9 protein-coding genes are annotated in these 12,058 nt (G+C 71.4%); 1 reads left to right on the top strand and 8 read right to left on the bottom strand.

The window, feature by feature from the left end; translation table 11 throughout:
• Window positions 1-178 precede the first annotated feature (178 nt).
• Window positions 179-706 carry a hypothetical protein gene (locus B7P34_RS09135; protein WP_146166776.1) on the top strand — a complete coding sequence of 176 codons (528 nt, stop codon included), beginning with the start codon at window positions 179-181 and terminating at the stop codon, window positions 704-706.
• Between the two features lie 38 nt (window positions 707-744).
• Here the strand turns inward: B7P34_RS09135 and B7P34_RS37400 are convergent, their stop codons facing one another.
• The 8 genes from B7P34_RS37400 to B7P34_RS09100 form a co-directional block, all read right to left on the bottom strand.
• Window positions 745-912: a hypothetical protein gene (locus tag B7P34_RS37400; RefSeq protein ID WP_189382615.1), complete on the bottom strand. Its 168-nt coding sequence runs from the start codon at window positions 910-912 to the stop codon at window positions 745-747.
• 482 nt (window positions 913-1,394) lie between these two features.
• Entirely contained in the window at window positions 1,395-2,102 is a 708-nt protein-coding gene (locus B7P34_RS09130) for a Clp protease N-terminal domain-containing protein (RefSeq protein ID WP_106675314.1), read from the bottom strand.
• A gap of 55 nt (window positions 2,103-2,157) precedes the next feature.
• A complete protein-coding gene (locus tag B7P34_RS09125) occupies window positions 2,158-2,388 on the bottom strand; it encodes an acyl carrier protein (RefSeq protein WP_106675313.1) in 231 nt (76 codons plus the stop codon).
• 22 nt (window positions 2,389-2,410) lie between these two features.
• Window positions 2,411-4,141: a fatty acyl-AMP ligase gene (locus B7P34_RS09120; RefSeq protein WP_106675312.1), complete on the bottom strand. Its 1,731-nt coding sequence runs from the start codon at window positions 4,139-4,141 to the stop codon at window positions 2,411-2,413.
• Entirely contained in the window at window positions 4,138-5,364 is a 1,227-nt protein-coding gene (locus B7P34_RS09115; protein WP_106675311.1) for an acyl-CoA dehydrogenase family protein, read from the bottom strand. Before B7P34_RS09115 ends, B7P34_RS09120 begins: the two co-directional genes overlap by 4 nt.
• 10 nt (window positions 5,365-5,374) lie before the next feature.
• The gene (locus B7P34_RS09110) at window positions 5,375-6,526 is read right to left on the bottom strand and encodes an acyl-CoA dehydrogenase family protein (RefSeq protein WP_106675310.1); all 1,152 of its coding nucleotides are present in this window, start codon (window positions 6,524-6,526) and stop codon (window positions 5,375-5,377) included.
• On the bottom strand, window positions 6,523-7,356 hold the full coding sequence (locus B7P34_RS09105) for a thioesterase II family protein (RefSeq protein ID WP_106675309.1): 834 nt from the start codon (window positions 7,354-7,356) through the stop codon (window positions 6,523-6,525). The genes B7P34_RS09110 and B7P34_RS09105 overlap by 4 nt, the downstream gene beginning before the upstream one ends.
• 7 nt (window positions 7,357-7,363) lie before the next feature.
• On the bottom strand, window positions 7,364-12,040 hold the full coding sequence (locus B7P34_RS09100) for a non-ribosomal peptide synthetase (RefSeq protein ID WP_189382613.1): 4,677 nt from the start codon (window positions 12,038-12,040) through the stop codon (window positions 7,364-7,366).
• Window positions 12,041-12,058 lie beyond the last annotated feature (18 nt).

Genomic DNA, 12,058 nt, shown 5'->3' with positions numbered 1-12,058 from the left:
CGGGTCGTTCCCGTCGTCCTGATGAACGCCGTACGGACAACGTCCGCGACGGCGGACCGCTCGGACAAGCCCTGGGCGTGCGGCTGATGTACCGCACGAAAGTGCGCACCACGGCCCGCGCGTCGCGCCACACCTATGCATCTGCACGGGGGAGCGGAGCCCTGCCTACGCTGGCTCCATGCCGACTCCCAGCCCATCACCCCCGACACGGGCCCAGGCCGCGACGATCGTGATGGAGGCGTCGAACGACCCCGGCTGGGGCATGTTCGTCTGGCTCGCCATGACCGCCGGCGCCGGCCCCGGCGAGTTGTGCGTCCTGCGCTGGGACGACGTCGACTTCACCACCGGTGTGCTCGTCGTCCGGTCGAGGGGCGATCAGGGACGCATCGTGCTCGACGCGGAGACGATCACCCTGCTGCGGTCCTACCTGGCCCACTGCGCCGCACAAGCCGCCATCCTCGGCATCGAGCGGCACCCCGGAGCCTACGTCTTCTCGCCGTCGCCGGACGGCCGGACCGCGCCGGGGCCCGCCCCGGTCATGGAGCGCTATGCCCGGATGTGCGCGGGCCTGGGCTGGACCACGCACCTCGACCAGCTGCCGCACTACTCCGCGGCCGAGCTCATCACAGCCGGTGTCGACGTGTGCGCCTTCAACTGGCGCCTGAAGCGGGGGCTTTCGCGCATCCAGCGGCGACCGAAGGCATGACGCGCGCCGAAGAGCCCGCGTCGACGTTCGGAGCCGGGTCAGCTGGAGGGCTCGGACGGGCGGAGCCCTGCGGGGGCGTTGGAGGCGCCGGCCGTCCGTGGGTCCCGGGACCGTACGAAGACCAGCGCGGCCACCGCTGCGACGGCGGTGAACCACGTGTAGGCGCGGGCGCCCTGCGACGCGATGAACAGGGCCCCGCCGGCCACCCCGGCAGCGTGCCGGTATCCGCCCAGCCGTGGTTACCGGCGTTGATCATGTCGTAGATGAACGAGCCCGTGGCGGCGGTGGCGGTCACCGCGCCCAGCACGCCGACGCGCCGGTTGGTTGGCGCTCCGGGTCCGGCACCAGGGCCCTGATGGCGGCCGGCAGGCCCACGCCGATCGGGATGTTGAGGAGGAAGGCCCAGCGTCAGCCGGCCGGCGAGGCCAGGGCGAAGACCACCAGGCCGGTCAGGGCCATGGAACGTGCGCCGAAGACGCCATGCGTATCACCGCGAGCCCTTTCCAGCGGCGCGGGTCCGCGGACCCCGCCGCCTCGTCCGTGTCACGCACCGGATCTTGAGGGTCGTGCATCACCGTCTCCGCGCTCGGAAAGCCGAGGGCAACACCCCGGATTCTCCGGGGCGTTGCCCTGACCGCTCGTGCATTACGGTTTGCCGCGACCTACGTTGCGGGCCCCGGCCCGGATGTCACTGGGTGGCCAGCCAATCCTCCACGTCTTGCCGTTCGACGCCCAGGTCGAGAAGGACCTTCGCGCCGACTCCGTGCTGCTCGGCGAGCACTCCGAGCAGGAGGTGCTCCGTGCCGACGTGTTCGTGGCCGAGCCGCTGTGCTTCCAGCAGGCTGAGTTCGACGGACCGCTTGCCCCGCGGGGTGTAGGGGAGGTGCTCGGGCACGTTGTCCCTGCGCGGGCCGAGGACCTCGCCCATCGCGGTGCGCAACTGCTCCGGCGTCGTCTTCTCGAGCAGGTACTGCGCCGCCAGCCCCGCCGGCTGGCTCAGGAGGCCGAGGACGATGTGCTCCGTGCCGAGGTAGTCGTGCCCGGCGGCGCGCGCCTCCTCCTGGCTCGCGGTGATGACCGCCCGTGCGCGGGGGGTGAACCGCTCGTAGGTCGCCGGGTCCAGCGTGCCCACGGCCAGCATGCCCGCGGTCGTGGGCTTGTGCACGAATCGCTTCTGGGCGGCCTGCCTGGTCACCCCCATGGTGCTGCCGATGTCGGCCCAGGTGACGCCTTCCTTGCGCGCCGCGTCCACGAAGTATCCGACCAGCTGATCGGCGACGTCGCCGATCAGCTCGGACATGACGATCGCGTCGGAGAGGTGTACGAGTGAGTCGCCGTCCGGGTGAAGCCTGGTCACGCGGTGGACCAGATCGCCGAGTGTCACGGGTTCATCCATGAGGCAACCCTAGGTTGACAAGCGGGTGCTTGTCAACCTGAGGATGACAAGGGCTTCAGCCCTTCCTGCGGCGTTGCTCGACCATCCGGTCGAGCTCGTCGACGCTGGCGGCGCTCTGGAGCTCCTCCTCGCTGATTTCCAGGCCGAGCTGCTCGGACAGATAGACGGACAGCTCCACCACCGAGAGCGAGTCGATGCCCGCGTCCTCCAGGCTGGTTCCGGGACGCAGGGCCGCGTCGTCCAGCTGGAGCTCGACGGTCAGAATGCGCTTGAGATCCTCGTTCACCTTGGTCTCCCTCCCGGCCCCGCTACGGGGGACCGTCCCCGGCGACGATCAACGCGCCGCGCCGGTACCGGTCGCGGCAGGCACGGCGCTGCAACTTGCCGCTCGACGTCTTCGGCAGGGTGCCGCGCCGCAGGAACACGACGTCGTGGACGGGGAGGTCGTGGTGCGCCGCGACGGCGCGGCGCACCATGGCCCGCAGTCCGCCGAAGTCCGCGTTCGCGTCAGGCCGTGTCTCGGCGGCGATCACGACCCGCTCCTCCTCGCCGGTGTCGACCGAGAACGCGACGACGTTGCCGGACCGCACCGCCGGAACCTCTTCCTCGACGGTCAACTCGATGTCGGCCGGATGGTGGTTGCGTCCGTCGACGATGATGAGGTCCTTCCGCCGGCCCGCGACGAACAGCGACTGACGGTGGAAGAAGCCGAGGTCTCCGGTGCGCAGCCAGCCTCCCTCTCCGCCGAGAAGCACATCGAAGACCTCGTCCGCGGGCTCGTCCTGCGCCCAGTAGCCCGCGCAGACGTTCTCGCCGCGCACCCAGATCTCCCCGGCCTCCGCGGGTCCCGCCTGCTGCCCGGTCACCGGGTCCACGATCCGGACCTCTTGGCCCATGGGGGCCCCGCAGCCCACCATGGTGAGCCCTCGCGTGTCCCCGTCGTCGATCCGCCGGACACGGCCGGCGTTCAGCTCGGCGCGATCGAAGGTGCAGACGAGCGGCTCCCGGTCCACGGGGACGGCGGTCACGATGAGCGTCGCTTCCGCCAGGCCGTAGACGGGCGTGTGAGCGGAAGGCCGGAAACCGTACGGTGCGAAGGCCTCGGTGAAGCGGGCCAGCGACCGCGCCCGCACGGGCTCGGCACCGTTGCCGGCGTAGACCAGCCGGGACAGGTCCAGCCCGGCGCGCTCCTCCGCGGGAACCCGGTCCACGCACATGTCGAAGCCGAAGTTGGGGCACAGCATGTGCGTCGCCGCGTGGTCGCTCAGCAGCCGCAGCCAGCGTCGTGGCTCTCTCACGAAGGCGAGGGGCGTCATCTGGACGACCGGGAACCCTCGCGTCAGCGGCAGGATCACGGCGAACACGAGGCCCATGTCGTGGAAGAACGGACTCCAGCTCACCATCGTGGAGTGCTCGTCGAAGCGCAGCGCGGTGACGAGCTGGCTCGCTGCCGCGGCCATGTTCCGGTGCGTCACGCGGACGCCCGCGGGGTGCCTCGTCGAGCCGGAGGTGTACTGGAGATAGGCCGTCGCCCCGGGCGGGGAGGCCACCGGAGCCCACGGCGTCGCCGGGTCGGGCCCGGCTTCGTCGGGGCAGACGATCCGTACCGGCGCGGCCAGCGGAATCTTGGCCACCGTTTCGCGGGCCGACCGTGGTGTGATCGCCACCTCGCAACCGCAGTTGTCCATCGCGAGCGCTATCCGGTCGTTGTGGCGGTAGGAGGCCGGTGCGGACAGCGGTACGGCGATCACTCCGGAGTAGAGGCAGGCGATGAACCCGACGATGAAGTCCACGCCGGTCGGACAGAGGATCGCGGCCCGGTCCCCAGGACGGGCGATCCGCCGGAGCCGCGTGCCCACGGCGTGGACCCGCGCGGCCAGTTCCCCGTAGGTCAGGTGCCGGGCCCGCCCTTGCGGCTCGGTGGAGTAGTCCATGAAGGTCATCGCCGTCCGGCCGGGACGGGCTTCGGCGCGCCGCCGGACGGCCGCGGGAATCCCGCCGGCCCGCGCGGTCCAGACGCTTTCCGGGAGGACACTCACTTTCGGCCGCCTCCCGTGGTGCGGGAGCGCCCGGTCTCGAGCATCCGGCCGGCGATGGTGCGCAGCAGGATGTTCGACGTCCCCTCGTAGATCTGGCCGATCATCGCGTCCCGGTAGAACTTCTCGACGGGATACGCGGTGCTGAACCCGTTGCCCCCGAAGGTCCGGACCGCCTGCGCCGCCGCCCGCTCGGCCACCTGCGAGGCGAAGTACTTCGCCATCGCGCAGCGCGAGAGGAGCTCGGGGACGCGGGCACCGCCGTCGGCGAGGCGTGCCGCGTCGTACACCAGCAGCCGCGCCGCCTCGATCTCCGTCGCCACCTGCGCGAGGGGGAACTGCACGCCCTGGAAGGCTGCGATGGACTGACCGAACTGCCGGCGCTCCTGGGCGTACTCGACGGCCGCATCGAGGGCGCCGGTGGCCAGCCCCGTCATCTGTGCGCCGATGCCGATGCGGCCGATGTTCAACGTGTCGACGGCGATGTCGTAACCGTCTCCTTCCTCGCCCAGCATGTGGTCCCGCGGGACGCGCACGCCGTCGAACCGGACCTCGCAGGTGGAACTGGCCCGGATCCCGAGCTTCTCCTCGTTCGGTCCGACGGCCAGCCCGGGTGCGTCCCGCGGTACGAGGAAGGCCGAAATGCCGTACACGCCGTGCTCGGGCGAGGCGTTGGCGAACACGACGAAGACGCCGGCTTCCCGTGCGTTGGTGGTCCGGATCTTCCGCCCGTCCAGCACGTAGTCGCCGCCGTCGCGGCGCGCCCGTGCCCGCAGGGCGAACGCGTCGCTGCCGGACTCGGATTCCGTGAGCGCGTAGGCACCGACGAGGTCGCGCGCCAGCCGCGGCAGGTACTGCTCCTGCTGCGCGGGACTGCCCCAGCGGATGAGCGCGGTGTTGACCAGGACGTTCTGCACGTCGACGCAGACCGCCACCGCTGGATCGACCCTGGCGAGCTCGGCGATGGCCAGCGCGCTCATGAAGACCGAACCGCCTCCGCCGTCGTGGCGGTCCGGGATCTGGATGCCCATCAACCCGAGGGCGAACAGTTCGTCCACCAGGTCGCGCGGCATGAGGGCCTCGCGGTCCATCCGCGCCACCCGTGGCCGGAGCTTCTCGTCCGCCCATCTGCGGACGGTGTCCAGCAGCGCTTCCTCTTCCTCCAGGAGCCCGGTGCGTTCTTCCAGGAGCCCGGCGCGCCGGATCCTGCCGGACGAAGCTTCCATGACATGCCCCTCATTGGAATGCGGACAGCCCCAGGACGGACCGGGCCACCACCAGCTTGTGTATTTCGGTCGTTCCCTCTGCGATCGTCAGCGCCCGGGCGTCCCGGAAGTAGCGTTCGAGCGGGTAGTCCGGCGACAGGCCGTTGGCGCCGTGCACCTGTATCGCGTCCGACGTCACTCGCACCGCCATCTCGGTCGCGTACGCCTTGGCCATCGAGGCCTCGCGGTCCGAGCGCCGGTCCTCCTGGATCGAGGTCAGGGCACGGTGGATGAGCAGGCGCGAGGCGTCGATCTCGGCGGCCATGGTGTAGATCTTGTCCTGAATGAGCTGGAACTCCCCGATGAGGCGGCCGAACTGACGCCGCTTCCTGGCGTAGGCCACCGATGCCTCCAGCGCCGCCCGGGCGATGCCGAGGGAGACGACCGCCATCCGGCAGCGCGCCCACTGCAGCGTCCTGAAGACGAGCTGCATGTTCTTGAACGAGCCCGCCGGACCCAGGCAGTTCTCCCGGGGGACGCGGCAGTCCTCGAAGACCATCTCGGACGTCACGAACGCCGTGAGCCCGAGTTTGGGCAGGTCTCTGGTCCGGTAGGGCGACCGTTCGCGCTCGACGACGACCGGCCTGATCTCCTCCTGCCCGTTCTCCGCGACGACCCGGCACAGGACGATCGCGTAGTCCGATATGTCGCCGTTCGAGATCCAGCGCTTGCATCCGTTGACGACGTATTCGTCGCCGCGCGGGACCGCCCGGGTCTCCATCGCCGCGTTGTTCGACCCGTGGTCGGGCTCGGTGGACGCCAGGCAGCCGACCTTCCGGCCGTCCAGCAGGCCGGGCACCGCCCGTTCCCGCAGGCCCGGCGGGCCCGCCGCCGCGATGTAGCGGGCGCAGGCGTACGAGACCATCAGGCAGCCCTCCAGCGAGGGGAAGACCCGGGCCAGCTCCTCGCTCGCCAGGGCGCCGGCCACTTCGTCCGGCGCGTCGTCGTCCGCCATCGGATAGCCGTGCCCGCGCAGCGTCTTCACGATCTCCGGCAGCATGCCGAGCGGCAGGTGATCGTCCGTGTAGCGGTCGCCGAGCGGTCTGATGTCCGCCTCCAGGCCCGCGCGCAGGGAAGCCAGCTTGTCGTCCGGCGCCCTGGCCGGTCCCGTGTTCGTCCTCACGAGCCCTCTTTCCGGCCGTCGCCGAGGCGCCTGATCCCGGCGGTCAGGGCCTCGGCGAACAGGCCTGGTGACGAGTCGAGGAAGAAGTGGCCGCCCGGCAGGGTGGTGGCCGAGAAGCCGCCCGTGGTGTGCTCGCGCCAGGCCTCCAGGGCGGGGCGCGGCACGGTCCAGTCCTCGCTGCCGCCGAACGCCGCGACCGGGCAGCCGAGCGGGCGCCCCGGCTTGTGGTCGTAGGTCTCGTCGAGGCCGAGGTCCGCGCGCACCACGGGCAGCATCACGTCCACGAGTTCCTCGTTGTCGAGGAGGTCGTTGTGCCGGCCGGCCAGGCGGTGGAGCCCTTCGATCAGCCCGGCCCGGGACAGCTGGTGCAGCGGGGGACGGGCCGACCGCAGGTGCGGGGCCCTGGCCGCGGCGGCGAACAGGGCCTCCGGTCCGGGCAGGCCCCGCCGGGCCAGCTCGTGCGCGGTCTCGAAGCCGATCAGCGCCCCGACGCTGTACCCGAGCAATACGAACGGCCGGCGGATCCAGTCGGCGATGACGTCCGTGACCTGTCCGACGAGCGGCCCGAGGCGGGTCATCGGCGCCTCGGCGAGCCGCCGGCCGTGGCCCGGCAACTCGACGGCGCACACCTCGACATCGCCGGGGAGTTCCGCCGCGAGCCCCCTGAAGACCGACGCCCGGCCGCCGGAGTACGGCAGGCAGACGAGTCGCAGGCTCGCGTCCGGGTTCGGACGCGGGTACTGGATCCATTTGCGGCGGTCGGTCCGGCTCGCGACCCGGGCCCGCCGGCCCGGATCGCGAGCCTGGTCCCGCTCCTGTGGCTCCCGCATCGGACGGCTAGGACGCCGGCCCGGCGGCCCGCGCGCCGCCCGCGCCGAACCGCTCCACGAAGCGGGCGATCGACTCCTCGGGAATCATCACGCCGTCACACTGCGGGGGCCCTCCCGCGTAGCCGTTCTTGCGCAGGACCTCGACGTGCCGGTAGGCCACGTCCGGCCGGGACGGCCCCGTCACCGGCCCTATGCCCTCCTGCGCGACGAGCACGTTGGACAGCACGGAGCTGGTGATCTGCGTCGTGCTGAAGGCGTCCGGGGTGTTGGCCGCGAACCAGTTGACGCCCTCTTCGCCGGCCAGCTCGTACATCAGCGGCGGCCAGCCGAACACCTTCTGCATCGGCGTGGCGCACTCGATCACGTCGCCCTGGCCGAACAGCAGGTCACCCTTCTCCCCGATCCTGGCCAGCGCGGCGTCCCGGTCGTAGCACGGCGGAATCGAGTCGTCGACCAGCATCGTGCCGGGCCTGAGCCGGGCCACGTCGACGATGTCGGGCGCGTTGGTGTCGGCGCTGATCACCGTCGCCTCGTAGAACTCCTCCGGCAGGCTGGACGTCCCGCCGATGATCTGGATCTCACCGGTGTAGCCGATCACGTTGCGCACCTCGTCGGCGGCCTTCCTGAGCCGGCCGGTGAGTCCCGCCGCGGGGCCCCGGGGGCTGTCGCTCGTCGCGGCGTAGGGGTCGCACAGGATGAGTTTGTGCGGGTGCGGCAGGTGCGTCAGCAGCAGGTGCATGGACGCCCTGCCCACGGAACCGACCCCGAGAACGCCCAGCACCTCGTTCTCCATACGGCGCCCGGTCATCTGCAGCATGTTCTCCACGTTCAGCAGCACCGACGCGGACGTGGTGTCGTGGCCGCTGGTGACCGGAGGGAGATCCGTGCGGCCCTCGACGGCGGCCGCGACGCCGCGGCCGTAGTCCGTGGCGGAGACCAGCAGCCCGCTGAGGGAGATGTTCCGCGCCCCGAGGCGGGCCCCCATCTCGACGCCGCTGACGATCGTCTCGACCAGCCTGTCCCGGTGCAGGTACAGCTCCGCCGTGTCGAGACGCGGAACCATGATGGTGGCGATGCGCCCCAGGTTGGTCTCGATGATGCCGCACAGATGGGGAAGGTCCAGGGCCATGAGCCGGCCCGCGACGTCACCGGGGTCGATGCCCGCCCGCTCGAACAGGCCCGCCGGCGTGGCCAGCACGCCCACGCCGTCCACCCGCGGGATCCGGCCGGCCGAGTACAGGGTCAGCAGGTCGCGCCGCTCGGTGCGGACACTGCCCGGTTTCACCTCACCGCTTCCCGTCGCACCGCTCGCCTTCCCGTCCGCCGCCGGGCCTTCGCCGCCGCTGTCCCCGCCGCCGAGCGCCGCCGAGAGCTCGGCGATGGTGGGGTGGGCGAACAGGAAGCGCACCCCGAGCTGTTTGCCGACCGTGTCGGAGATCTTCGACACGAGGTTCACGGCCTGCAGGGAGTCCTCGCTGAGCTCGAAGAAGCTGTCGTGGACGCCCACTTCCTTCAGTCCCAGCACGTCGCACCAGTGCTGGGCCAGCTGTTCCTCCAGCGGCGTGCGCGGCGCGACCGGTCCGCGGGCGGCGTCGGGTTCGGGGACGCCGGAGCCCGCCAGGGCGTCGCGGTCGATCTTGCCGTTGGCCGTGAGCGGCAGCTTGTCGCGCACGATCACCGTCTTGGGAACCATGTACTCGGGCAGCTTGTCGCGGACGAACGTCCGCAGCTCGCCCGTCCCGGGCGGCTCCTCGCCCGCCGCGACCACGTACGCCACGAGCCGCTTGCCGCCGTCCCCGTCGTCCACGGCCAGGACGACCGCCTCGCGTACTGCCCGGTGCTCTCGGATGGTGCTCTCGATCTCGCCGAGTTCGATCCGGTAGCCGCCGATCTTCACTTGGAAGTCCTCCCTGCCCAGTATGTCGATGCTGCCGTCGGGAAGACGGCGGCCGATGTCACCGGTCCGGTACAGGCGCTCGCCGGTCCGCGGATGGGTGATGAACGCCTCGTTCGTCGTCTCCTCGTCCTGCCAGTAGCCGTCTGACACGCCCGTGCCGCCGATGTACAGGCCGCCCGGCACCCAGAGCGGCCGCGTGTCGAGCTCGCGGTCGAGGACGTGGATCCGCTGGTTGGCCAGCGGCTTGCCGTACGGGATGCTCGTCCGGGCCGGGTCCACCTCGTGGATCTCGTGCGCGATCGACCAGATCGAGGCCTCGGTCGCGCCGCCCAGGCTGATCACCCGCACGCCGGGCACCAGCCGCCGCAGGCGGCCGGGGAGGGTGACGGGAATCCAGTCGCCGCTGAGCAGCGCCACCCGGAGCGACGCGGGGACGTCCATCCGGACGCCCTCGGCGTACTGGACCAGCAGGCCCATGAAACCGGGCACGGAGTTCCACACCGTGACGCGCCCCTGCCGCATCATGTCGATCCAGTGGGCCGGGTCCCGCAGCCCGGAGTCGTCGGGCAGCACGAGCCGCCCGCCGGCCGCGAGCGTCCCGAACACGTCGTAGACCGAGAGGTCGAAGCTCAGCGAGGACAGCCCGAACACGCCGTCCTCGGGGCCGATCCCGAACCGCCGGTTGACGTCGGCGATCGTGTTGAGCGCGCTCCGGTGCGAGATCATCACGCCCTTCGGCACGCCCGTCGACCCGGAGGTGTAGATCACGTACGCCAGGTCGTCCTCGCGCTGGACCGGATCGAGCGGTTCTTCGGAGACGTCTTCGAGGAGCTGGGTGTCGACGCGCAGCCGCCGGGTGTCCGCGGGCCATTCGACGCGCTTGTCGACGCCCTCCTGCGTGAGCACGATCCCGGCTCCGGCGGCCTTGAGGATGCGGTGCAGCCGCTCGCGCGGCAGCGACGCGTCGAGCGGCAGGTACGCCGCCCCCGACTTGAGCACGCCGAGCACGGCCGGCACCTGCGCCCAGCCCTTGTCCATCACCACGCCCACCAGCGCGTTGGGCCGGGCACCCCGGTCGCGCAACCAGCGGCCGAGGCGGGTGGCGTGCCGGTCGAGCTCCCCGTAGGTGATCGTTCCGGTCGTCGAGACGACCGCCGGCCGGTCCGGCCGCTCCACCGCCCGCGCCACGAACGGGTCGTGCAGGAGCCCCTCGGGGACCGGTGCCGCCGTGGAGTTCGCCTCGGACTCCCGCACCCGGTGGGCCTCGGGCACGATGTGCCGGCGGCCGCGCTCGTCCCAGCTGCCCGGCACCTCGGCGAGCCGGCGCACGTGCCGCACGAAGGCGTCCAGCATGTCCTCGGCGAGCCCGGGCGGGAACACCGAGTCCAGGACGTCCCAGGTGAACTCGAGCCCGCCTTTGCGGACGGCGCTGCGCACCTCCAGGTACACCTGCGGGGTCTGGCTGACGGTGTAGCCGAGCTCGCCGAGCCCCGAGATGTCGACGCTGCTCATCTCGACGCTGTTGAACACGACGTACGTGTTGCGGCGCGGAGTCCCGCCGTACGCCTTTGCCAGCTCGCGCATCACCTGGACGCCGCTGACGTAGCGGCAGTGCTCCAGGTCCTCGATGAGCTGCCGCTGCAGGCGCCGGGCGCGTTCGAGGAACGTCGCTCCGGCGGACGCCGTCACGCGGAGGTGGTTCGGCAGGGCGAAGCTGCCGACGATCCCGCCGACGTCCTCGTGCACCGGCAGCCGGTCCCAGAACGGCGCGTTGATGCTGAACTCCTCGGTCTTGCTCCACAGCGCGGCGACGTCGCAGAAGGCGGTCAGCAGCGCGGCGCCCGGCATCAGGCCCGCCTCCTGCACCCGCGCCTTGAACCGCACCCACGACTCGGGCTCGAGTATCCGCGCGGTCAGCGCCTTCGACACCATGGGCCCGTCGGCGCGCGCGACCCGGATCGGCAGCTCGGGCGGCGGGGGAAGCGTCGGCAGCCGCCGCCGCCAGTAGTCGAGCGCCCGCTCGTGGACGGGCGAGCCCTTCAGCGCCGTCTTGGCGACGACGTAGTCCCGGGTCGTCAGCCCGATCGGCGGCAGCTTCTCGCCGCTGTTGAGCAGCGAGAGCTCCCGCCAGATCTGCATCAGGCTCAGCGAGTCGGCGATGAGGAGGCTGGAGCCGAGGTGGAGGCGGGTGCGGTTGCCCTCCAGCAGCGTCGCGCGCATCCGGAACAGCGGCCAGGTGTCCCGGGCGAACATCTCCCGCGGCATCTCCAGGCGGAACTCCTCGAGCCGTGCCGTCACCTCGTCGGCCGGCCGGCCGCGCAGGTCGAGCACCTCGACCTCGTACTCCGGCACCTCCGGCAGGATCCGGTTCCGTCCGTCCGGAAGCACGACGGCGCGCAGCATGGCGTGCCGCCGGATCAGGTGCCGCCAGGCGGCCACGAACCGGTCCATGTCGAGCGCGACCGCGTCGACCTCGATGTAGCCGTTGCCCGCGAGGTTGCCGATCTCGAACGCGTCGCGCCCCCCGGCCCAGATCGCCTGCTGCATGTCCGTGAGCGGGAACGGCTCGTGCAGCTTCTCGGGCGCCGGGACGACCTTCGGAATGGTCCACCCCGAGGCGCGCTCGCGGAGCGTCGCGAGGATCTCGTCCTTGTGTTCCCGCAGAGCCGTCCGCAGCTTCTCCGTGAGGACGTTCTTGGGGGCGCGAACACGCAGTTCGTCCCCGTCGGCCCAGAGGCTCACACCCCGTCGTGAGAGGTCAGCAAGCAACTCCTGCACGGTTCCCATGCCCTGCCTCCAGGTGAC

Origin of the sequence: Streptosporangium nondiastaticum (assembly GCF_003011965.1) — a bacterium.
Classification (GTDB): Bacteria; Actinomycetota; Actinomycetes; order Streptomycetales; family Streptomycetaceae; genus Streptomyces; species Streptomyces nondiastaticus.
This window is presented reverse-complemented; position numbering and strand designations above follow the sequence as displayed.

Excerpts from the sequence above, each read along its gene's own strand:
- B7P34_RS09105 (WP_106675309.1), bottom strand. The coding sequence starts at position 7,356 with ATGCGGGAGCCACAGGAGCGGGACCAGGCTCGCGATCCGGGCCGGCGG.
- B7P34_RS09115 (WP_106675311.1), bottom strand. The coding sequence starts at position 5,364 with ATGGAAGCTTCGTCCGGCAGGATCCGGCGCGCCGGGCTCCTGGAAGAA.
- B7P34_RS09100 (WP_189382613.1), bottom strand. The coding sequence starts at position 12,040 with ATGGGAACCGTGCAGGAGTTGCTTGCTGACCTCTCACGACGGGGTGTG.
- B7P34_RS09135 (WP_146166776.1), top strand. The coding sequence starts at position 179 with ATGCCGACTCCCAGCCCATCACCCCCGACACGGGCCCAGGCCGCGACG.
- B7P34_RS09130 (WP_106675314.1), bottom strand. The coding sequence starts at position 2,102 with ATGGATGAACCCGTGACACTCGGCGATCTGGTCCACCGCGTGACCAGG.